Annotated in this window: 20 protein-coding genes and 1 pseudogene; 10 read left to right on the top strand and 11 right to left on the bottom strand. The window is 55.1% G+C overall.

The features are described from left to right. The 3 genes and pseudogenes from JO226_RS09160 to JO226_RS09170 form a co-directional block, all read right to left on the bottom strand. Nucleotides 1-372, bottom strand: a pseudogene (locus JO226_RS09160) (hypothetical protein); the annotation flags it as partial. After that, on the bottom strand, nucleotides 372-1,358 hold the full coding sequence (locus JO226_RS09165; protein WP_293547663.1) for a hypothetical protein: 987 nt from the start codon (nucleotides 1,356-1,358) through the stop codon (nucleotides 372-374). The gene JO226_RS09165 and the pseudogene JO226_RS09160, both read right to left, overlap by 1 nt. A 26-nt stretch (nucleotides 1,359-1,384) precedes the next feature. Next, nucleotides 1,385-2,500: a BamA/TamA family outer membrane protein gene (locus JO226_RS09170; protein WP_293547712.1), complete on the bottom strand. Its 1,116-nt coding sequence runs from the start codon at nucleotides 2,498-2,500 to the stop codon at nucleotides 1,385-1,387. Nucleotides 2,501-2,849: 349 nt separating this feature from the next. Here JO226_RS09170 and JO226_RS09175 point away from each other — a divergent pair, with 349 nt between their 5' ends. From JO226_RS09175 to JO226_RS09190, 4 genes are all read left to right on the top strand, one after another. Further along, a complete protein-coding gene (locus JO226_RS09175; protein ID WP_293547665.1) occupies nucleotides 2,850-3,188 on the top strand; it encodes a metalloregulator ArsR/SmtB family transcription factor in 339 nt (112 codons plus the stop codon). Further along, nucleotides 3,178-3,606, top strand: a complete 429-nt coding sequence (locus tag JO226_RS09180; protein WP_293547667.1) for a YeeE/YedE family protein — start codon at nucleotides 3,178-3,180, stop codon at nucleotides 3,604-3,606. The genes JO226_RS09175 and JO226_RS09180 overlap by 11 nt, the downstream gene beginning before the upstream one ends. A 16-nt stretch (nucleotides 3,607-3,622) precedes the next feature. Continuing rightward, nucleotides 3,623-4,033 carry a DUF6691 family protein gene (locus JO226_RS09185; RefSeq protein ID WP_293547670.1) on the top strand — a complete coding sequence of 137 codons (411 nt, stop codon included), beginning with the start codon at nucleotides 3,623-3,625 and terminating at the stop codon, nucleotides 4,031-4,033. Between the two features lie 237 nt (nucleotides 4,034-4,270). After that, on the top strand, nucleotides 4,271-4,951 hold the full coding sequence (locus JO226_RS09190; RefSeq protein ID WP_293547672.1) for a LuxR C-terminal-related transcriptional regulator: 681 nt from the start codon (nucleotides 4,271-4,273) through the stop codon (nucleotides 4,949-4,951). On the opposite strand, the gene JO226_RS09195 is transcribed toward JO226_RS09190, so the two are convergent. The 4 genes from JO226_RS09195 to JO226_RS09210 all read right to left on the bottom strand — a co-directional run bounded on the left by JO226_RS09195 (nucleotide 4,943) and on the right by JO226_RS09210 (nucleotide 8,843). Then, complete coding sequence (locus JO226_RS09195) at nucleotides 4,943-5,503, bottom strand: DUF3156 family protein (protein ID WP_293547675.1); 561 nt, start codon at nucleotides 5,501-5,503, stop codon at nucleotides 4,943-4,945. The two genes, JO226_RS09190 and JO226_RS09195, sit on opposite strands and share 9 nt — an antisense overlap. Next, entirely contained in the window at nucleotides 5,481-6,980 is a 1,500-nt protein-coding gene (locus JO226_RS09200; protein ID WP_293547678.1) for an APC family permease, read from the bottom strand. The genes JO226_RS09195 and JO226_RS09200 overlap by 23 nt, the downstream gene beginning before the upstream one ends. A gap of 182 nt (nucleotides 6,981-7,162) precedes the next feature. Next, nucleotides 7,163-7,528, bottom strand: a complete 366-nt coding sequence (locus tag JO226_RS09205) for a cupin domain-containing protein (protein ID WP_293547681.1) — start codon at nucleotides 7,526-7,528, stop codon at nucleotides 7,163-7,165. Nucleotides 7,529-7,541: 13 nt separating this feature from the next. Next, nucleotides 7,542-8,843 (bottom strand): FAD-binding oxidoreductase, encoded by a 1,302-nt coding sequence (locus tag JO226_RS09210; RefSeq protein WP_293547683.1) that lies wholly within the window; start codon nucleotides 8,841-8,843, stop codon nucleotides 7,542-7,544. Between the two features lie 371 nt (nucleotides 8,844-9,214). Here JO226_RS09210 and chrA point away from each other — a divergent pair, with 371 nt between their 5' ends. The 4 genes from chrA to JO226_RS09230 all read left to right on the top strand — a co-directional run bounded on the left by chrA (nucleotide 9,215) and on the right by JO226_RS09230 (nucleotide 14,141). Further along, entirely contained in the window at nucleotides 9,215-10,414 is a 1,200-nt protein-coding gene (chrA, locus tag JO226_RS09215; RefSeq protein ID WP_293547686.1) for a chromate efflux transporter, read from the top strand. A 212-nt stretch (nucleotides 10,415-10,626) separates the two neighbouring features. Next, a complete protein-coding gene (locus tag JO226_RS09220) occupies nucleotides 10,627-11,127 on the top strand; it encodes a molybdopterin-dependent oxidoreductase (RefSeq protein WP_293547689.1) in 501 nt (166 codons plus the stop codon). Between the two features lie 10 nt (nucleotides 11,128-11,137). Beyond that, nucleotides 11,138-13,051, top strand: a complete 1,914-nt coding sequence (locus JO226_RS09225; protein ID WP_293547691.1) for a bifunctional diguanylate cyclase/phosphodiesterase — start codon at nucleotides 11,138-11,140, stop codon at nucleotides 13,049-13,051. Between the two features lie 352 nt (nucleotides 13,052-13,403). Next, nucleotides 13,404-14,141 carry a peptidoglycan DD-metalloendopeptidase family protein gene (locus tag JO226_RS09230; RefSeq protein ID WP_293547694.1) on the top strand — a complete coding sequence of 246 codons (738 nt, stop codon included), beginning with the start codon at nucleotides 13,404-13,406 and terminating at the stop codon, nucleotides 14,139-14,141. A 50-nt stretch (nucleotides 14,142-14,191) separates the two neighbouring features. Here the strand turns inward: JO226_RS09230 and JO226_RS09235 are convergent, their stop codons facing one another. Genes JO226_RS09235 through JO226_RS09250 form a run of 4 tightly spaced genes read right to left on the bottom strand, consistent with a single transcriptional unit; the run spans nucleotide 14,192 to nucleotide 20,399 of the window. Then, nucleotides 14,192-17,338 carry a CusA/CzcA family heavy metal efflux RND transporter gene (locus JO226_RS09235; RefSeq protein WP_293547696.1) on the bottom strand — a complete coding sequence of 1,049 codons (3,147 nt, stop codon included), beginning with the start codon at nucleotides 17,336-17,338 and terminating at the stop codon, nucleotides 14,192-14,194. Between the two features lie 10 nt (nucleotides 17,339-17,348). After that, nucleotides 17,349-18,596: an efflux RND transporter periplasmic adaptor subunit gene (locus JO226_RS09240; RefSeq protein WP_293547699.1), complete on the bottom strand. Its 1,248-nt coding sequence runs from the start codon at nucleotides 18,594-18,596 to the stop codon at nucleotides 17,349-17,351. 27 nt (nucleotides 18,597-18,623) lie between these two features. Beyond that, nucleotides 18,624-18,980 carry a cation efflux system protein CusF gene (cusF, locus tag JO226_RS09245; protein ID WP_293547702.1) on the bottom strand — a complete coding sequence of 119 codons (357 nt, stop codon included), beginning with the start codon at nucleotides 18,978-18,980 and terminating at the stop codon, nucleotides 18,624-18,626. 33 nt (nucleotides 18,981-19,013) lie between these two features. Continuing rightward, nucleotides 19,014-20,399, bottom strand: coding sequence for an efflux transporter outer membrane subunit (locus tag JO226_RS09250; RefSeq protein ID WP_293547705.1), 1,386 nt, complete (start codon nucleotides 20,397-20,399; stop codon nucleotides 19,014-19,016). A 194-nt stretch (nucleotides 20,400-20,593) separates the two neighbouring features. Here JO226_RS09250 and JO226_RS09255 point away from each other — a divergent pair, with 194 nt between their 5' ends. Both JO226_RS09255 and JO226_RS09260 read left to right on the top strand, forming a co-directional pair. Next, nucleotides 20,594-21,277 (top strand): copper/silver response regulator transcription factor, encoded by a 684-nt coding sequence (locus JO226_RS09255; RefSeq protein ID WP_293547707.1) that lies wholly within the window; start codon nucleotides 20,594-20,596, stop codon nucleotides 21,275-21,277. Further along, nucleotides 21,267-22,537, top strand: a 1,271-nt coding sequence (locus tag JO226_RS09260) for a Cu(+)/Ag(+) sensor histidine kinase (RefSeq protein ID WP_293547709.1), incomplete at its 3' end; no start/stop codon positions are given. The genes JO226_RS09255 and JO226_RS09260, both read left to right, overlap by 11 nt.

Below are 22,537 nucleotides of genomic sequence, written 5' to 3' on the forward strand. Positions count from 1 at the left end.
GGCGATGTTACCTTCAACGAACAACCGCCAGCGATCGTCGGTAAAAAACGTGTAGTTGGTAAACCCGACGCCCAGCGCGCCGCTGGTGCTGACAAAACCGGTAAACGACAAGGACGAATTCTGCGTGACGGTATCTTTTGGGTCAACGCGGTAGACCCCCGCCGCCGCCATCCCAAGCCCGAGCCGCAATTCAGGAGTATAAAACGGCCCTGGCAGTACGCTCCAGTTAATCCCTTTGCTGGCATCATACTCATTATCCGCCCCGAGCTTGCCCAGAAAGGCATCTATCGATTGCCTGTCCAGCGCAAACACCGGCGGCGAGGAGAACACCGCGCTAATCAGCCCCGCCAGCCATACGCCATATCGCCTCATCAGAATCGATATTCGCCGGAGATAAAGAAGCTGTTACGGTCGTTGAAGCCAAATTCCGTCAGGACGTTAAAATTGCGCGTCACTTCATACTGCGCGCCGATCAGCATATTCCATGGCGATTTTAGATGCTGCTTCACAGCGAATTTGCCGTCGCCGTCCTGGTTGACCGCATTGATAAGCGGCAGCAACTCAGCGGGCATCTGCAAATCGGACAAGTTGCCCTTAAATTCCTGCTGTACGTCCTGATACATACTGCCCACCCACAGGCTCAGGTGCGACGGCCCGGATATGCCCTGAAAGCTGAAGCGGTAGCCGACGCGCGGCGAAACAGTAAGCGCAGAGATATTACCGTCGAGGATGTCAAAATCCGTGCGGGTATAGTTGGTGTCGACCAGCGCAAACCAGTTGCCATAACCGCCCGCGAGCGTCGCGCCGGTGCCCCAGGTGCGTCCTTTAAAGTCGAGGGTGAAATCAATGTCCTGCAGGGTGCCCTGCTCGTAGAGACGATGCACCGATCCGGCGATGATGCGGTTGATCCCGGTGAATTCGGTCGGATCGGCGTCTACCGACACGTTGGAGACCGACGACCCTTTGGTGTAACCGTATATCCCGTAAATGTTCAGAAACGGAAACACCCACATATCCATACGCAGCGTTTCCGTCTTACTGCTCTCCCGGGTGTGCCCGGCATCGATTTTAAACATATCGCTGGGGATCGGCTGATTACCCAGCTTAAGGCCAGAGAACGTGATGCTATCGACGCCGATATCCTGACGCATGTTCATGTAGTTCAGGTTGATACCAAACGGCAGCGGGATCTCATAACCTCTCGCCCGCGCCTCATCGCCCCAGATAGGGAAAGTGCTGCTACTTTCCGTCTGCTCGTCGCTGCTGCTCTCGGTGCTGGTGCTGCTGGCCGTCGTGCTGGCGCCATAGGCGGCGCCTGAGAGCAAAAACAGCGGCAGCAAGGTTTGCGTCCATCTCATCATCATTTTCTCATTGTCAATTTTACTTACAGCCCGGAGCCGACGTTGAAGTAGACGGCCTGCTCATTCTTGCTAAAGCCGACGTCAACCCCGGTGTACAACCCATACTGGCGGGCGATCAGGTAGCGAAACCCGGTACCCCAGGCAACTTCAGTGGTGTCAAACAGCGCGCTTGCCTCATTGGCGGCGCTCCCGGCGCCGACAAACCCCTGCAAAATCCAGCGGGGGGTGACCTCCCACGCAAGCTGCGTCTGCACGGTGCCGACATAATCGCCCTGATAGCGATAGCGGGAGATACCGCGCAGGTTGATATCCGGGCGCGCCATCGGCGGCAGATGCTGCTGTTGATTGGTTAACGCCTGATAATTCCCGGCCACCACCAGCGTCAGCGAGCGGGTCAGCGGGTAGTAATATTTTCCGTCCAGCGTCAGTTGGTCATAGCGGTAGTCGCCGCCGAGAAAACTGCTGTAAAAGCGGTACTCCCCGCTCAGCGACGCGCCTTTGCGCGGATAGAAAAAGTTGTCCGTGGTATCGTATTCCGCCACCAGACCGACGGCGGACGAGGTGCTGTCTGAGCCGAACAACTGCTGCCATACGCGGTTGACCAGGCCGTTATCCGCCGAAATATCCATCCGGGCATAAAACTGGGAAACGCCGAGAAATACCGGGGTATCGCCGACGCGAAACTGCAGCTTCTGCATACCGCCGTAGCCCTTCGTCTGAGTGCTGATCGCCTTATCGTGGCCGAAACCGGCGACATCACCGGAGTAGATATCCAGATTGACATCGGCATAGCCCACCGCCACCAGATAACGGATATGGTCGTCATTCCAGGTGTGTCGATGGCCGCCGCCGGCAAACCAGCTGCCGTTTTGCGTTCCGCCGCCGCCAAACGCGGTCATGGCGGGCGGGATAAACCGCTCTCCTTGCTGGGTGCCTTTGCCGTGCAAAAACAGGCCGAACAACCCGCCGCCGTAGCCGACTGCTGGTTCGGTAATCACCACAGGAATGGGTAAAAAGCCGTAACGGTTATCACGTAGATAGTCGCTCATGTCGGGCATACCATCTTCAGGGTCGAGAAACCCTGCCGCCCGGCACGGCCCGCAAACCATCAGCACCAGGATAAGGACGCTTAACCGCATTTTGCGGTTCATGCCGGAAGCCTTTCAGGGGATAAATCGGGGGCATAGACTCTACCGGCCCTTAAGATACCTGGTAAAGCACTGAAAAGTCTAAAAATAAATAACCTCGTTGGCAATTTACGCCATCCACAGGACGCCTGCCGGGTTTCGCTCATACGCCACATCCACAGAGAATTTAATTTTCTTTATTATTCATTAACTTATTAGCGCACACTTTTGCAACGCATTGTTTTTAGCATAGACCAGCGTGTCGCTTATTCAAGCCGACAGTAGCAATGTAAGAGGTCGCTTGCCAGACAATATTCATTTTAATATTATATAATTATATATAATGTTATCTGGAGGAGCGATGAACGGGACAATCAACCCACAACAGATGCGGGCAGCTGCGGGCAGAACAGCGGCGGTGCTGAAATCACTCGCCAACGAAACCCGCCTGCTGCTGCTGTGTCATCTGAGCCAGGGCGAAGCGTCGGTGAGTGAAATAGAGAAGGCGCTGGGGATAGGTCAGCCGACCCTGTCGCAGCAGCTTGGCGTCCTGCGGCGGGAAAACCTGGTCAGCACACGCCGCGAAGGTAAGCAGATTTTTTACCGCGTCGCCGCCCCGGATATCCTGGTGCTCCTCAGTACGCTTTACGAACTTTACTGCCCGAAAAACAACCGCGAGGTCACGGAATATGATGATTGATATGGCGCACTTCACGCCCGTCCAGAGTTTTATCGGCGGTCTGATTATCGGCGCGGCGGCCTGGGTGCTTATCCTGTTTTGCGGGCGCATTGCGGGCATCAGCGGCATCCTCGGCGGCGTATTGTCCCGCGCCAGCGGTGATAAGGGCTGGCGGGTGGCGTTTCTTATCGGGATCGTCGCGGCGCCGCTGCTGTACGCATTGTTTACCGCCCTGCCCGCACGCGAAATTGCCGCATCATGGCCCACGATAATCCTCGCCGGGCTGCTCGTCGGCCTGGGAACACGCTATGGCTCCGGTTGCACCAGCGGCCACGGCGTCTGCGGGCTGTCGCGGTTGTCGCTGCGCTCTCTGGTGGCGACGCTGACATTTATGGTGGCGGCCGCTGTGACCGTCTGGGTCGTGGGTTTCTGGCGTTAACGAATACGGAGTCGAGATGAACCTCTTTTTTTCCTTTCTGGCAGGCCTGCTTTTCGGCCTCGGCCTTCTGATAAGCGGGATGGCGAACCCGGCAAAAGTCACCGGATTTCTGGATATTACCCGGCAGTGGGATCCCTCGCTGGCCTTTGTGATGGGCGGCGCCATCAGCATTGGCTTTTTCGCGTTTCGCATGGCGAAGAAACGCCAGCGTCCGGTTTATGGCGACAAAATGGTTCTGCCGACCTCCTCAACCATTGATAAACGGCTGGTGGGCGGCGCCGTACTGTTTGGCATCGGTTGGGGACTGGCGGGAATTTGCCCGGGACCCGGTCTGGTACTGCTGGGCGCGGGCGAGCTAAAAGGCGTCGGGTTTGTGCTCGCCATGGTCGCGGGGATGTGGCTGTTTCAGCGGCTGGAGCGGCGTTAAATGAGCAGAAGTCATTGCCTCGTCGGGGCAATGACTTCATTAACATTTTAACAAAAACAGCAATGACAGATACAGCCATTAAATTTAATCGTTAAAAAACAATAAATTATAATAAATTATGTAACTCACTTCACATTGTTAATATATTAAGCATTGTGTTACTAACTTGTAAAACATATGCTTGTTTTATGGTTCTCAATCCGCCTGGCGCGCCCTCATTTTACGGGAGGAGACAGCATGTCAGCGTTATCAACGCCCCGCCATAATGATGTGATTATTGCCCGTTGCCTACAGACGATTTCGCAGCTTATTCCGCTGTCGTCGGCGGTATTTTACCGGGTGAATAAGCGAATGACGCCTGAGAACTATATTCTGCACAATATTTCTGAGAATACGCACCAGCAGTATCTGGACTATTTCCAGCCGCTGGATCCTCTGCTGCCTTCCCGCTTCACGCATCCTTCTATCACAATGGCGGGCATGACGCCGGGGCTCTATGACCGCTATCGTCATTATTACCACGGTTTTATGTTGCCCAATAACGTCCGCGATATGACGGAGATTTTTATCCGTCGCGACAGGCAAATCGTGGCGGGAATATCCCTGATGCGCGATACGCTATTTTCCAGCGAAGAGCGCCTGCGGGCGCAGGCGGTATTACCGCTCATTGAGCTGGCGATACATGAATTGCTGCAGGATGACAACGCCCTGCCAGGCATGCTGACCGCCAAAGAGCGTGAAATCGTCAGTATGGTGCGCGAGGGGGCGAGCAATAAGCTGATTGCCCGCCAGTTGGATATTTCGCTCTCGACGGTGAAAACGCATTTACGCAATATCTTCGCCAAAACCGAAGTGGTGAACCGCACCGAGCTCGTTTCCAGAACCCTGATGCCGACGGGTCAACGTCCTTTACTGTAACGCCTCAGTCGCCATCAACAGCCCCATCGCCTGGCTTACCATACTCATCACGCTCAACAGCAGCATCCGCTGCTGCGGCTCAAGCCGCAGATAGCGGCGCAACGGCGGCAGTTTGCATACCACTTCGCTGGCGCCCCAGGGTTCAATCGTGCAGCGCCATGTATCATCGCTAATCACCAGCGAAAAGCGGCGATAGTCCAGTTCGCTCAGGGTGGCTTGCAGATTAGGAAAACCGTTGAGCCAGGTCGCCACCTCATCAGCCGCCGTGCGTTTCCCGGCAATAAACGTCACCGGGCGGCGCGTAAACCACCCGGACTGATGCGCGCGAATCTTGCCCTGAAGAGGCCGGTTAACCGGCCCTTCGACGCTAAATTCACAGCTCTGGATGCTGGCCATAAACAACCGCTTTTGCCGCTGGCTGTAGGTTACCTCGGCGCTTTCGCTCAGATGCAGCACGCCGCTGCATTCTGAACGTTTTTCAGTGCGCCAGCCTGCCAGATCGCGCGACACGGCGTTTAACAACGGCGTATTAAAGCAGGGGACGGAGCGCATCGGGAACCCTCTCTCCAGCGTTGTGAGCGTCGTACTGACCGATAGCCCGCTCGACCACCTCTTCCACCGCCAGCGGCCTGAAGGGGTTCACGCGCTGCACGCACACTGTCCAGAACAGCGCATACCCGGCGGTCAGGCCCAGCATCACGCCAAACGGCACCAGAATGTCGCGGCTGTTCATGCCCGGCGGTGCGATGTTCACAATCGCGATAACGATCCCGACGCTTGAGATAATCTGCGGCAGCGGAAACCACGGCGAACGGTAGGCGCGCGGCAGGTCCGGGCGGCGAATACGCAGCAGCACCACCGACAACGTCACCAGCAGATAGGCCACGCCCCAGGCGCACACCGCGGCCAGGATGAGCGGCACAATACGATCCAGGTCGCCGTTAAGATACCAGGCGTGCAGGCAGGGGATCGCGACGCCGATCGCAATGGCGATCACCGGCGTTTTAAAGCGCGGATGCAGCCAGGTCAGGAAACGCGGCAACGCGCCGTCCAGCGCCATGCCGTAGATAATGCGCGGCACCGCGGCCATCAGCGTATTGATCGTCGCGCAGCCTGCCAGCAGCAGCCCCACGCCAAGCCAGTACTGCCCGGCATGCCCCATGACGCGCTCGGCAAACGCCGGGATCGCCATCGGCGTATCCAGCAAATGGACATTGTTCGCCGCATCCACCACCACGTTCGCCACCTGGCGGTTAATCGCCGCGCCGTAAATAAACATACAGCTGGCGACGCCCAGCAACCCAAGCGCCATCGCGCGTGGAATAGTGCGGTGCGCCTGCTTAATTTCAGGGGCCATCGGCGTGACCAGCTCGCAGCCGACAAACATAAACATCGCCATGCCGATATAGCCAAACAGCCCGGAAAGATCGCTGACGTTTACCGGGGTGCCGAACCATCCGGCCTGATGGGTGATGGGCGCCATAAAGATGCCGCACAGGCCGAAGATGGTCAGCGTGGTCCACATCCCAAAGGTCAGCACCACCTCTACCTTGCCAAAAATCTCAATGCCGATGGCGTTTAACAGACCAAAGACGACCACCATACCTACCCCGACCATCCAGGTATTCTGGTGCGCCGCCATCTGGGCGTTGATCGATTCAAAGTTCACCAGCGCCATGATCCCGGCGAGGATGGTTTCCGCCGTTCCGGCGAAGATGTGGACGATAAGATAGGCGCACAGCGCGCCGGTAATGGCAAAAAAGCGCCCCATCCCGCAGGAAATGTAGTCGTACACTGAACCGGTAGTGGGGATGAGCGTGGCCGCCTCTGCGAAGGTGGTGACCTGGGCCTGCATCATAATAAACGCCAGCAGTACCGCCAGCGCGAAAGTGTCTCCCCCCATGCCGAAACCGCTGGTGACGGTAAGAATGACGGGGCTTGCCATGATTAAGCCAACGGAGCTGGCAAGCGTGGTGGGAAAACCCACAACGCCGCGTTCAAGATGACTGGCGAGTCTGTTACTGAACATAGTCAACCTCTGCACAAGGTGTAGGGCCAGGGAACGGCAGAGCCGCTCCGGGATAGTCATAATTTATGCAGGCATCCCGCTCAACGAATATCGTCCTGAAGGTGGAGAGAAGCGGATGAATTTGTGACGATGAGCAAAGTTGCCCTCCCCGCCGCTTCTCACCGGGGAGGGTAACGGCGGTGTTAGCGGCTTTCGACGTTCGCCAGGTAGTGCTTCACAAAGCGGCTGGTCAGGATTTTCCACTCCACTTCGGTGCCCTGTTTCACAAACCAGCTATCCCCCGGCGCAAAGCGTTGCGGCTTGCCGCCCGCCACGGTCAGCTCGACTTCGCCTTCAAGAACAGTGGCGTGTTCGGTAAACGGATAGGTCATGGTGAAACTTCCTTTTGTTGAGGAGAAGAGACCGCAGGTAAAGGCATCCTGCGGTTCGCCATACACCATGGCGGCGGCGACCTGCGGGTCGCCCTCGGTTGGCGTGGCGCCGAGCAGGCTAACGCTGCCGATAGGGTGCAGTTCAGGAACGGGTTGGTTGAGTTTGAACGCTTTCATCAGTGTCTCCAGATTAACTCCGGCCTTTCCAGAAGCCGGCGGTTTGATGCATCAGTTTTCCGGCAGTGACCAGCAGCAAACGCAGGCTGTCACGACCGTGAATGGTGGCGTGAGGAATACGGCTCATCAGGCGATACCTGTCGGAGCCGCCGGTGATCCCTTCCGCCAGAATTTTGCAAACGATATGGGATGGCGTAACGCCGAAACCGGAATACCCCTGCACGTAGAACACGTTATCGTAGTCGCGTAGCGTGCCGATTTGCGGGAACAGATTGGCGCTACAGGCCATCGGGCCGCCCCAGGCAAAATCGATCTTCACGTCCTTCAGGTAGGGGAACACCTCCGCCAGCAGCGTGCGGTTCCAGGCGGCGAAATCGCCCGGGGTATATTCCACAAAGCGCGTCGCGCTGCCGAAAAGCAGGCGATTTTCCCGGGTCACCCGGTAGTAGTTAATCACCGGACGAATATCGCTGAACGCGCCGCGCATCGGACTAATCCGTTCAATCAGCGCATCGGACAGCGGGGCCGTCGACACCTGGTATGAGTAGGTCACCAACGTCTTGTTATAGATTTCCGGCTCCATATTGTTGAGGAAGCTGTCGCAGGCCCACAGCATTTTTGCCGCCTTCACGCTGCCCATCGCGGTGCGAACGCGCACCTCTTTGCCGTAATTCACTTCAACCACCGGAGAGGATTCAAAAATCTTCACCCCCAGCGATGCCGCCGCCTGCGCCGAACCCAGCAGCATATTCAGCGAGTGGATCTGCCCGCCGCCCATGTGCTTGAGCGCGCCGCAGTACACATTGGAGCCCACGACCTTCTGCACATCGCTGCCGGTGTAGAGCTCAATCTCTTCATCCGGCGTGGCCGCCTTAAACTCTTTTTCCCACTGCTGCAGCGTTTTTAGCTGGCGCGGGTTGTAGGCCAGATAGCCGTAGCCGGGGACGAAATCGGCATCAATGTTGTATTTGCGGATGCGTTCGCGAATGATCCCGGCGCCGAGATTGGCGATTTTAAACAGCGTCTCCAGCCCCTCTTTGCCAACATGCCTTTTCACCGCTTCAATGTCATGGCCGATCCCCGCCATCACCTGACCGCCGTTGCGTCCGGTGCCGCCGTAGCCGAGATGGCGCGCCTCCAGCACCACGACGTTGGTTATCCCCTGCTCCGCCAGCTCAAGCGCGGTGTTAATCCCCGAAAAGCCGCCGCCGATGATAACCACGTCCGCTTCAATGTCTTCCCGCAGCGCCGGAAAGTGCAGCTGGTATTTCTTCGTCGCACCGTAGTAGTTGAGCGCATCGATTTTGATGTTCATAGAATGACCCCATCTCCTGCTAAGGCCTTCATCTCAGCACGCCCCAGGGGGGGCTGGATATCGTCCGGAAGAACGACATCCTTTAGAACGATGCGCGCCCGCAGATACCGTAAAAAACCCTGGCGAGACTATTTTTTCGTACCGGGACGGCAGGAAAAGAAATAATGAAAAACAGTTTCGTTGTATTACGCCAATATAATTAATACGCTAATCATTAAATAATTCTTAAACGACGTAATACCCGGTATTTATTTTTTCATACCGCCATGAATAATCTCCACATTATTTACCGCCCGGTAATATCTCTGGCAAAACAGCAAACTCCTGCTACGTTCAACAACACAGGCTCAACCGCAGAGGGTCACGACGCCATGCCCCGTTCTCCCGTAGTCGACCGCCGTCTCTGGTCCCTCTTTGCGATCTTTTTAAAGCTGGGGTTGACCTCGTTTGGCGGGCCAATCGCTCATCTGGCCTATTTCCACGATGAATTTGTCACCCGTCGGCAGTGGCTGACGGCGCGCAGTTACGCCGATGTAGTGGCCCTGTGCCAGTTTTTACCGGGCCCGGCCAGCAGCCAGGTCGGTATCGCGATTGGGCTTTCACGCGCTGGATTTCGGGGCGCGCTGGTCGCCTGGGCAGGGTTCACGCTGCCCTCCGCGCTGGCCATGATCCTGTTCGCCCTCGGCATTGCTCATCATCATACTGCGCTGCCGCCAGGCGTACTGCATGGGCTAAAAGTAGTCGCGGTGGCCGTCATCACCCAGGCGGTATGGGGAATGGCCCGCACCCTCTGCCCGGATATGCCGCGCATCACGCTGATGGTCTCCATGGCATGCGTGGCGCTGGTCGTGCCGACAGCGTGGAGCCAGCTCGGCGTGATTATCGCCTCGGCGGTGCTCGGGGTCTTGCTTTGTAAACCGCCGCTAAACGTCGAGCGCGATTCGCTGCCGCTGTCAGTGAGCCGCCGTACCGGCGCGCTTAGCCTGGGCCTGTTCGCCGTTCTGCTGGCGGGGCTGCCGCTACTGGCGAAGTTTTATCCCAACCCGACGCTATTGATGATTGATGCCTTTTACCGGGTGGGATCGCTGGTATTTGGCGGCGGGCACGTGGTGTTGCCGCTGCTGCAGGCGGAAGTCGTCCCCCCGGGCTGGGTGAATAATGACATCTTTCTTGCGGGCTACGGCGCCGCGCAGGCCCTTCCCGGCCCGCTGTTTACCTTTTCGGCGTTTCTTGGCGCAGCCATGAATACTCCACCTTCCGGCGCGCCTGGCGGCGTTATCTGCCTGCTTGCCATCTTTACCCCCTCCTTTTTACTGGTGACGGGGGTTCTGCCGTACTGGGAACAGCTGCGCCGCAGTCCGCGTATGCAGGCAGCCCTTTGCGGCATCAATGCTGGCGTGGTGGGGCTACTGCTCGCGGCCCTCTACCAGCCGGTATGGACCAGCGCGATACGAGCTCCTCAGGATTTTGCTCTCGCGCTTTGCGCGTTGGTTGCCTTAATGTTCTGGAAGCTGCCGCCGTGGCTGGTCGTCCTTACCGTCGGCGCTGTCGGCGGGTGGCTCAGCGTGTAACGTCAGAAAACAAAAAAATAACGCGAATACCTTGCATATTAATAACCTGGCAATATATTTATTTTTATATCCCTTAAGATTTATCCCCCTTTGATTTTTTGCTTGCTTTAGCCAGGCTCTGTTATAATGTGAAAAGCATGTTACCGATGTATTGATTTAAATGGTTGGGAAATACACTTTCCTTTCATGTTTTTTAGAGCGAGGGGCTTAATGTGCGTGTCTTCCTATATCTTGTAATCTCATCTCTTTTCCTGTCGACATGTTATGCCGCGTCGACGACCTCCGCGCCAGAAGACAAGGTCGTTTTGACAATTTCTGGTAAAATCGGAAGCAATGGCCAGGGCGAGCCGCAAAAATTCAGTATTGCCGACCTTGAAAAAATGGGCAGCGAGACAATTGAAACCACCACGCCGTGGTATGACGGACGTATGCGTTTTGAGGGCGTTTCTTTTAATAAGCTGTTTGACAAAGTGAATGCCCAGGGCCAGACAGTGAAAGTGATCGCGCTTAATGACTATACGATCAGTGTCCCGGTTGATGACCTTAAAAAATTCAATGCCATTTTGGCCTACAAACGTAATGGTAATTTTATGCCCATACGTGATAAAGGGCCGTTGTTTATCATTTATCCTTATGACAGCAAGCCGGAACTCAATAACCAGGTTTATTATGCCCGTTCAGCCTGGCAGGTCGACCGGATAATCGTGCAATAGGGGCTGTAGCTTGAACCGCATTCTTACTGTCATCATTCTTTTTCTTTTCGCGTTAACTGGCTACATAACTTATCTTGTTCAGGAAAGACAAAATGAGTTACAGAAACTGACTCGCTACACCGATTCATGGTCTGTCTCACAAATCGTTTCTGAATATTTCAGGTTAGAGACCAGCCTGGCGCTGTATGCCGTTGGCTCTAACGATGTCAGTGTGGATGATGTGCGCCTGCGCCTTGATATTATGGTTAGCCAGAGCGCGCTGTTGAAAGAAGGCGATCTTGGCAAGTTCATTCGGAAAACGCCGGATGCGCTTGCCACTATCTCGGAGTTGCAAAAATACCTGACGATGCTCGATAAGCAAATCGACACGCTAACCGGTGCGCAAATCGTCCAGATGCTCAATGGTATGCGCGACCTTGAAGCCCCACTGCGCGAAATAGCCTCCGAGTCCTTAACCAAAGATATCGATATCGTGAATAGCACCCACGATAAGATCCGCTACCTGTACTATATCTATTCGTTTATTTCGCTCATGTTGATCGTCCTGAGTTTCACCTTAGGTTTTCTGACGTTAACGCGAAATAATAATCTGCGAAAAGCCCACAGGAAAATGGAGCTGCTGGCTCAGGATCTTCACATCTCTAAAGAAGACCTGCAGAACAAAAATGAAAAGCTGGAGTACGTTGCCTACCATGACTCATTAACGGGGTTGCCTAACCGATTGCTGTTCTGGCAGAAAATGCAGGAGCTTATCGACACGAAATCCACCGTGGTGGTGATGCTTTTCGACCTCGACCGCTTTAAAGCGGTGAATGACACCATGGGCCATGATGCCGGAGACAAGCTGCTTATCGATATTGCGGAGCGGCTGTCGTTGTTTATTAACGAAACCGTCATCTTGTATCGGCTTGGCGGCGACGAATTCGCCATTCTGTCCAGCGAGATGACCGAAAAGCAAGCCTACAACCTGGCCTGCGCCATCCGGGATAATATCAGTATGCCGTACCAGGTTTACGGTACGTCGGTCAGTGTGGAAACCTGTATCGGTCTGATTATTTCCTGCACGGAGACCCGCGCAGACCATCTGTACAAATGCGTCGACCTTGCCCTGTACGACGCCAAAAGCATTGGTCCAGGGAATGTACGCGTCTTCCAGCAATATATGCTGGAGGATCTCCTTGATAACCGTTCGTTTGAAAACGATCTGGCGAATGCGGTGAAAAATAACGAACTGGTGGTGTACTACCAACCTATCGCCGATGCTATCAGCGGTGATATTTATGGTTATGAAGCCCTGCTTCGCTGGTTCCACCCCGTGCGGGGCGCTATCTCGCCCGATGTCTTTATTCCCGTCGCGGAAAAAACCGGGCTGATCCACTCTATTGGCGCATGGGTTCTTGCCCAGGCCTGCCTGCAGGCGACGAAATGGGCGCCATCAACCCGGGTGGCGGTGAATATTTCTCCGCTACAGCTACTCGATGAATCGCTGCCGCATATCGTGAAGTCCGAACTGAAGCAAAACGGCCTTGATGCTTCCAGACTTGAGCTGGAAATAACGGAATCAAACTTTGTTAACCAAAGCGCCCGCTCGCTTGCGACTCTGCGCGCGCTGAGCAACCTGGGGTTGAGCATCTCTATTGATGATTTCGGTACCGGCTACTCGTCGCTGTCTCGGCTGAATTCGTTTGCCTTTGATACGATCAAAGTCGATCGCTCTTTCGTGTCAAATATCACGCAGCAGCATGGCGATCTGAACATTCTTAAGGCGATCGTTAGCCTCGGCAAAAGCCTTAACATGCGGATTATCGCCGAAGGGGTGGAAACCGAAGTTCAGCTCAATTACCTGAAATCATTGGGCTGTGACCTGATTCAGGGATACCTGATCGGCAAACCTGCGCCGCCCGAGCAGTTAAAGCAACACTGATCGACAGGCAGGACGCCGCGTCCTGCCCTCGCTGCCGCTGCCGCTGCGCAACATCTTGCGATGAGATAACATAGCGGGAATAATAAGATTACTTTTATATAAATCTATTTCATCAAGATTATTCAGTACGTGTAAATATTATTAATCATGCTGGCTAATTAACCAAAAATATGCCGCTACGGGTCATCCGGCTTATCGTAAAGCGCCCATATTACCTGCAGCAGGCGGAATAAAAGATATGTTACAAATATGATGAGCATCAGTATTGCGATCCTGCGTCAGAAGGGGTGACAGCGGGCTGCTCACGCCGTAGTATGCTGTGCAACAACGAAATTACCGATGAAGCGCAGACATGTATTCGACAGATGTCGTTAAAGACAACTTTTATATTACCGCCAGCAAATCCGGGCTGGAGTCAAGCGAAATCGCGGCGCTTAAACGTTCTATTCCTGAACGCGTTAATTTAAAGCAGCTCAAGAAGGATGAGTCCATTCGCCTGGTGGTCGGGAAAAAGTCCGGCAAATCCCGCATCGTCGCGTACAAGTTATCTTCAGGGAAAAGCGAATATACCGCTTACCGTATTTCCGACAGCGCGTTTTATAAGTTCGACGACAATATCGCGCAGGCCAACCTGGCCTACCCCAAACCGGCCTCTGCGCGCCTGAGCTCCTCCTTTAATCCGTCCAGAGTCAACCCGGTCTCCGGCAGACTCAGTCCGCACAACGGCATAGATTATTCAATGCCGATGAAAACCCGGGTGGTTAGCGTCATTGGCGGCACGGTCACCAAAGCGGAATACAACAAAACCATGGGCTACTACGTTGAGGTGAGCGGTAAAGCCGGGGTCAAAACCCGCTACCTGCATCTCAATAAGATCCTCGTGAAGAAGGGTCAGCAGGTCAAAAGCGGCGCCAACATCGCCCTGTCCGGCAACAGTGGCCGCTCCTCTGGTCCGCATCTGCATTACGAACTGTTGATTAACGACAAGCCGGTGAACTCCCTGGCGTTCCGGCCGCAAAAGGCCGGATTAAGCAAGCTTGAACAGCATGCCTGGACCCATATGCAGGAATACGAGCAGTACCTGGACTAACGCTCTCCCATAAAAAAAGCACACCGGCCTGCGCCAGCGTGCTTTTGCCATTACGCTTTTTTCACCCGATTTCTGTGTAGCCAGATAAGCTTGTAGGCCGCCGGGATAATAAACAGCGACAGCAGCGGCGCCGTGATCATCCCGCCAATCATCGGCGCGGCGATACGGCTCATGACCTCCGAACCGGTCCCTGTTCCCCAGAGAATCGGCAGCAGACCCGCAATAATAACCGCGACAGTCATCGCTTTTGGCCGCACGCGTAGCACAGCGCCTTGATAGAGAGCATCGTCCAGCCCCTGCTGGCTGAACGTCGCAGGGTGAGAGAGCCCTGGCTTCGCTTCTATCGCATGGCGCAGATACATCAGCATCACCACGCCAAACTCGGCGGCTACCCCGGCCAGCGCAATAAACCCGGTGCCGGTAGCCACCGACATATGGAACCCCTGCCAGTAAAGGAACCAGATGCCCCCCACCAGGGCAAACGGCAGGCTCATCAGGATAAGCAGCGCCTCATCAACGCGGCGGAACGCCAGATACAGCAGGATGAAGATAATCATCACCGTCATCGGCACCATCAGCTTCAGCTTCTTATTGGCGTGCTCCAGCAGCTCAAATTGCCCGGAAAACGCCACGCTGATGCCGGGTTTGAGCGTGACTTTCTCGCTTATCGCTTTTTTCAGATCATTAACCACCGACACCATATCCCGACCGCGAGCATCAATGTAGACCCAGTTTGTTGGGCGCGCGTTTTCCGTCTTCAGCATACTGGGGCCGGACACGACCGTCACATCCGCCACATCACCAAGGGTAATTTGCTGTTTGGTCGGCGTGAGGACAGGCAGTTGCCGCAACATCGCGGGACTATCGCGATACCCCTGCGGATAACGAAGATTAACAGGATATCGGGCGACACCCTCCACCACCTCCCCCATCTCAGCACCGCCAATCGCCGATGAGACAAAAAGCTGCACGTCGCCAACCGTCATGCCGTAGCGCGCCGCTTTCGCCCGGTTAATATCGATAGCCACATACCGCCCCCCCTCCAGGCGCTCAGCCAGCGCGGAGGTTACGCCGGGAACTGTTTTAGCAATCTCCTCAATGCGTTGCGCTGTATCATCAAGATCCGCCAGGACCGGGCCGGACACTTTAATGCCAATTGGGCTTTTGATCCCCGTAGACAACATATCGATACGATTACGGATAGGGGGTACCCAGAGGTTTGCCAGACCCGGTAACCGCACCGTTTTGTCCAGCTCTTCAATGATTTTGTTGATGGTCATTCCCGGGCGCCACTCGCTTTCCGGCTTTAACTGGATGGTGGTTTCGAGCATTTCCATGGGCGCTGCGTCTGTTGCGGTATCCGCTTTGCCGCTTTTACCAAATACGGAGGCGACCTCGGGGACGGTTCTAATCAGCTTGTCGGTCGTTTGCAGCAGCAGAGTCGCTTGCGCCGGAGAAATGCCCGGAAGCGTGGATGGCATATAAAGCAGATCGCCTTCATTAATCTGCGGCAGAAACTCGCCCCCAACCTTATCCAGAGGCCAGATAACCGTAAAGATCGACAACGCGGCGACCAGCAGCGTCAGCTTCGGCCATTGGAGTACCTTCAGCAGCAAAGGGCGGTAGATTTTTATCAGAAAGCGGTTCAGCGGGTTGCGGGTCTCAGCCGGGATTTTGCCTCTGATCCAAAAGCCCATCAGGATAGGGATCACCACTATCGCCAGTACCGCCGCCCCCGCCATGGAGTACGTTTTGGTAAACGCCAGCGGGCCGAACAGCCTCCCCTCCTGCCCTTCAAGGGTAAAGATAGGGATAAACGACAGTGTGATGATAAGCAGGCTGATAAACAGCGCAGGCCCCACCTCTACTGAGGCGTCGGTAATCACCCTCCAGCGGGTGTCGTTACTGATGCGCTCGCCGGGGTGGCGATGCTCCCACTCCTCCAGCCGCTTATGGGCGTTTTCGATCATCACTATGGCGGCATCCACCATCGCCCCCACCGCGATAGCTATCCCCCCAAGCGACATAATATTGGCGTTCAGCCCCTGGAAATGCATGACGATAAACGCAATACACAACCCCAGCGGCAGAGAGATAATCGCCACCAGCGCCGAGCGCATGTGCCAGAGGAACAGGGCGCAGACCAGCGCAACCACGATAAACTCTTCCAGCAGTTTATAACTGAGATTATCAATCGCCCGGTCGATAAGCTTGCTGCGATCGTAGGTGGTCACTATCTCAACCCCTTCCGGCAGGCTCTTTTTCAGCGTATCGAGTTGCTCTTTCACCGCCGAGATCACCTCGCGGGCATTTTTACCCGAACGCAGAATAACAACCCCGCCAGCCACCTCCCCTTCCCCATTCAGTTCAGCAATACCCCGGCGCATTTCAGGGCCAATCTGTACGCGGGCAACGTCTTTTAGGTAAACGGGGATACCGTTTTCCCCTGTGCTGAGGACAATATTGTTAAAATCATCAATGGATTGCAGGTATCCCGTAGCCCGTACCATATACTCGGTTTCAGCCAGTTCAACCGATGAACCTCCGGCCTCCTGATTAGACGCATTCAGTGCATTTTTGACCTGCGACAGCGTAATGCCGTACTGCGACAGCTTTATGGGATCTATCTGGACCTGGTATTCTCTGACCATGCCGCCGATGGAAGCCACCTCCGACACATTGGGAATCGTCTTCAGCTCATATTTCAAGAACCAGTCCTGTAGTGAGCGTAAGTCCGCCAGAGAGTGCTTTCCGCTCTTGTCCACCAGCGCATATTCAAATATCCAGCCAACGCCTGTGGCGTCCGGGCCAATCTCGGAAGTGACGCCCGGCGGTAGCTGCGCCTGCGCCTGGTTGAGGTACTCCATCACCCGTGAACGCGCCCAATACTGATCGGTACCATCCTCGAAGATAACGTATACGTAAGAGTCGCCGAACTGGGAAAAACCGCGCACGGTTTTCGCGCCCGGCACCGACAGCATGGTGGTGGTCAGGGGGTAAGTCACCTGATTTTCAACAATCTGCGGCGCCTGCCCCGGATAGCTGGTTTTAATAATCACCTGCACGTCGGAGAGGTCGGGCAGCGCATCCACCGGGGTGTTGACAATAGTCCAGGTGCCCCACACGCTGAGAAACAGCGCGCCCATCATCACCAGAAAGCGGTTGGCGACCGAACGCCGGATAATCCATTCAATCATCGCCGTCTCCTCAATGACCTGAATGCGCGTTTTCCGGTGTCTGCGCATGACGCATACGTTCCAGCGCACCGCTGATATTCGCCTCCGAGTCAATCAGGAACAGACCATTGACGACGATGGATTCCCCTTCCTGCAGCCCGGCGCCAACGCCCGTCTGACGCTGCGACTCATGCAGCACCTTGATGACTTTCGACACAAAGCGCCCATCGCTGTCGACGGTGATGACGCGTTGCTCGTTGCCGGTATCGATAACGGCCTGCGATGGGATAAGCAGCATTTCTTGACTCTGGGTATTCAGTTTCAGGTAAGCGTTCATACCGGGTTTGAGTGCGTCATCCGGGTTGTCCACCTGAAGGCGCACCTGCAGGGTGCGGGTGGTTTGATCGACGCTGGGCAGAATGATCCATTTTTCAATGTGGAACGTCCTGTCAGGGTATGCCGGTACCGAAATGGCGAACTGCGAGGTCTCTTTGAGCAGGTAAGCAATCGACTCCGGGACGGCGGCGCTAACCCACACCGGATCCATCCCCTGAATCTGGGCCACCACTTTATCTTTCGAAATGTTCATTCCGGTTCGCAGATCGAACGCGGTGATAACACCGTCGATCGGCGCTTTGATGGTGAAACGGGTCTGGACGGTCCGTGAACTGCGCAGACGCTGGATATCTTCTTCCGGCATACCGGCCAGACGCAGTCGTTCCAGTATCCCTTTCACCTGAGTCGGCGAACCGCTGGTCGCAGACAGCAGCAGGTATTCGCTCTGCGCCTCGACCCATTCCGGAATGGTGATATCAATCAGCGGCGTTCCTTTTTTCACCTTATCGCCGATGGTCAACGGGTAGACCTTTTCAACAAAGCCGTCCGAACGCGCCTGGACTATCACGAACTGGTAGTCATTGAAGCTGACGTTGGCCGGAATGGTCTGGGAGTACTGCAAACGGCCTTTGCTCACCTTGTCGGTCTTAAGCCCGAGATTTTGCACCAGAGTGGGGTCGATACGAATACCATCACTGTTTTGCGCATCGCCCTCATCAGCGTATTTCGGCACCAGATCCATATCCATAAACGGCGATTTTCCCGGTTTATCGAATTTGGTATCGGGTTTCATCGGGTCATACCAGAACAGAACTTTGCGCTCTGACGACGGCGATGCCGCCGCGTTGTCCGCAGAATCCATAAAATGGTAAGCCGCAACGGAAATGACGCCGCCCACAATAAGGCTGCTGATTATTGTTGCCGCATATTTTAAAGAAGCCATTATCGCTCCGGCTAAATCGAGAAAAGATCAGGACGGGATGACGTTAATATTCTTCAGCAGCGAAATATTACCCTGCTGGATAAACGAGAATTTAACCTTGCTGCCTGGTTTTAACGCATTGATGCTGTCATCCTCGGTGGTGAAGGTAAAGCGCATGGTCATCGCCGGCCAGCCGATAGCCGGAATAGCCTCATGGCTAATGGTTATTTTTTTATTTTGCAGATCAATGTCTTTCACCACACCGCTGGCGTTAATGACCTCTGACGGTGCGCTCGCTTCGCTCTCAGACATCGCCATTCCCTGATGCGGCTCGTTGGCCTGTACGGCCTGCGCCATCACCAGAGAGAGCACTCCGGATAACGCGATTTTTATTGACTGACGCATACGCTTTACTCCTGATGTTATCAATAGAAGAGGTTATTCCGTCCAGCCGCCGCCAAGGGCTGTAAAGAGGTTTATCTCATTTACCTGTTGGGAATATTTCAGATCGAGGATGGTTTGCTGAGTCGCAAATAATGAACGTTCGGCATCCAGCACTTCGATATAACTCACCGCGCCGCTGGCATATAATCCGCGGGCACGCTGTAATGTTATTTGCAAAGAGGCAAGGTAACGCTGCTGAGCGGCTATTTGTCCGCTGATGCTATCGCGCAGCGATAAGGCATCGGCGATATCCTTAAACGCCGTCTGTATTTTCTGTTCGTAATTCACCACCGACTGCTGCTGACGAACTTCCGCCAGGGTCAGATTGGCCTGGTTACGACCGGCATTGAAAATTGGGATCTCAATTTTCGGCACGAAATTCCACATGCCGCTGGACGCCGTAAACAGGCTCGACAGGTCCGTACTGCTGCTGGAAATCCCGCTTGTCAGGGTGATCGACGGGAAGAACGCCGCTCGCGCCGCGCCGATATTGGCGTCCGCCGCCCGCAGCTGGTGCTCGGCCTCCATAATATCCGGCCGTTGCAGCAGGATCGTCGAGGAGAGGTTCGGGGGTAACGTCACCGGGTTAAGATCGCTTTCCAGATTGCGTTTGTCATTCGGCAGCGCGTTATAGGTGCCTAACAGCAGCTGTAGCGCATTGTTTGCCTGCGCCAGTTGCCCTTCCCGTTTCGCGATATCGGCGCGGGTGCTTTCAATCACCCCGCGAGCCTGCTCAAGAGCCAGCACATTGGTGCTACCGGTGACCAGCTGTTGCTCAACGAAAGCATAGGATTGCTGGTAGTTCTGCAGCGTTTCTTTGGCAATATTCAACTGCTCCCAGGCCAGACGCTGGTTAAAGTAGCTTTGTGAAACGTTGGAAATCAGCAGGATATGCACGGCTCGCTGGGCTTCCTGACTGGCAAAAAAGTTCTGCAGATCCGCTTCGCTCATATTTTTCAGCTTGCCGAAGAAATCGAGATCAAAAGTCAGCGCCATCCCGGCTTCATACTTTTTGGTGGTGGCGTTGTCGCCATTTAACCCACCTTCGTAGGTGGCGTCTGACGCGGCATTCAGCTGCGGATAACGGTCGGCATCCGTCACATTGTACTGCGCGCGCGCTTCCTGAACTTTCAGCGAGGCCATTCTCAGGTCGCGGTTGTTACGCAGCGCCACATCAATGAACCGCTTCACCTGCGGGTCGGCAAAAAAGGTGCGCCAGCCGGTATCCTGATAACCCGCGGTTGTCGGGACCAGCGCATTACGGGAGAGTGAAAACTGCTGCGGCACCGGCAGCTCCGGGCGCTGATAGTCAGGCGCCAAAGAGACGCACCCTGCCAGAATAAATACCGTACCGACCGCCAGTTGTTTTAATTTGAACATATCGCTTCTCGTCCCGGCATGCCCTGTCACATGCTGCCAATCGTTTCCAGATGATGATGCCGGACACCTTAACTGAGCGACTCTGTTTGCAGGGTGACAGGATAATGACAAAGCTGTCATTTTCGGTTTACGTCGTTGATCTCGTGCTTTTGCTCGCTGAGAATGGCAGGTAAACAGACGCGGCGGGGGGGCCGATGAAACTACTGATTGTCGAAGACGAGGTGAAAACCGGGGAGTACCTGAGCAAAGGGCTGACCGAGGCAGGGTTTGTGGTCGATCTCGCCGATAATGGCCTGACCGGCTACCACCTGGCGATGACCGCCGACTATGACCTTATCGTGCTGGACATCATGCTGCCCGACGTCAACGGCTGGGATATCGTCCGTATGCTGCGTACCGCCAATAAAGGCATGCCGATTCTGCTGCTGACCGCGCTCGGTACGATTGAGCATCGGGTGAAGGGCCTTGAGCTTGGCGCGGACGACTATCTGGTGAAGCCGTTCGCCTTCGCCGAGCTGCTGGCGCGGGTGCGAACTCTGCTGCGCCGCGGCGCGGCGGTGATCCCGGAAAGCCAGTTTCAGGTCGCCGATTTAACGCTCGATCTCGTGTCACGCAAAGTGAACCGCGGCGGCGCCCGTATTACGCTGACCAGCAAAGAGTTTACTCTGCTCGAATTTTTTATCCGTCATCGCGGAGAAGTGCTCCCCCGCTCGCTTATCGCCTCCCAGGTCTGGGACATGAATTTTGACAGCGATACCAATGCCATCGACGTCGCCGTTAAACGATTACGGGCCAAAATTGACCACGAGTTTGATCCCAAACTGATTCAGACCGTACGGGGTGTCGGCTATATGCTTGAGGTACCGGATGAAGATTAACTGGCGGCGCAGGCCATTTTCTCTTGAGATCCGCCTCACCTTCTTTATCAGCCTTGCGACCATCATCGCCTTTGCGGCTTTTGCCGGCATTATGCTGCATTCCGTACAGAATCACTTTGCCGAGCAGGACATCAAAAACCTGGAGCAGATCAACACCACGCTGTCGACCATCCTGGAAAACCCGGATGAGTCCGGGCAGCAAAAAGTGGAGAAAATCGGCATTATCCTTGCCAGCTATCGGCATATTTCGGTATTGCTGCTGGACCCGCAGAACCAGGTACTGTACCGCTCGACGGACGGTCCCAACCTGATGCCGGTACTGGCGACTACCGACTTCAGCCGGAAGCTGAGTTCCGGTAATATCTTTCTGTGGTCCGATAAAATGAGCCAGACCACCTACCGGATTATCGCCTCCTCCGTCGCCTCGCCGTATAACGAGAAAACCGCAACCGACACGCTGCTGATCGCGCTCTCCATTGATTTTCACCTGCATTATCTTGATGCGCTGAAGCACAGCCTGCTGATGATTGCCTCGGTGATGAGCCTGCTGATTATTTTCATCGTGCTGTTCGCGGTGCATAAGGGCCACCAGCCGCTGCGCAACGTCAGCATGAAAATCAAAAACATCACCTCGGAGAATCTGGACGCTCGTCTGGAGCCGGAGCGCGTGCCGATCGAACTTGAACAGCTGGTTATCTCCTTTAACCATATGATTGCGCGTATCGAGGATGTCTTCACCCGGCAGGCCAATTTCTCCGCCGACATCGCCCACGAGATAAGAACGCCGATCACCAACCTCGTCACCCAGACGGAGATTGCCTTAAGCCAGCCGCGCACGACAAAAGAGCTTGAGGACGTCCTCTACTCGAGCCTTGAAGAGTACAACCGGATGGCGAAAATGGTCAGCGACATGCTGTTTCTCGCCCAGGCGGACAACAATCAGCTGATCCCGGAACGGATACCGCTGGATCTGCGGGCGGAAACCATAAAGGTCTTTGAGTTTTTCGAGGCCTGGGCGGAAGAGCGTAACGTCGGCCTGCAGCTTGAAGGCCAGGCCTGCATCGTGGAGGGTGACCCGCTGATGCTGCGCCGGGTTATCAATAACCTGCTATCCAACGCCATCCGCTATACCCCGGAAGGCAGCTCGGTCACAGTGCGCGTACATGAGCGCGACGAGTGGGTGGCGTTGACGGTGGAGAACCCGGGCCTTCCGATTGCGCAAGAGCATCTGCCGCGCCTGTTTGACCGCTTTTATCGCGT

Origin of the sequence: Pluralibacter sp. (assembly GCF_019237635.1) — a bacterium.
GTDB lineage: Bacteria > Pseudomonadota > Gammaproteobacteria > Enterobacterales > Enterobacteriaceae > Enterobacter_B.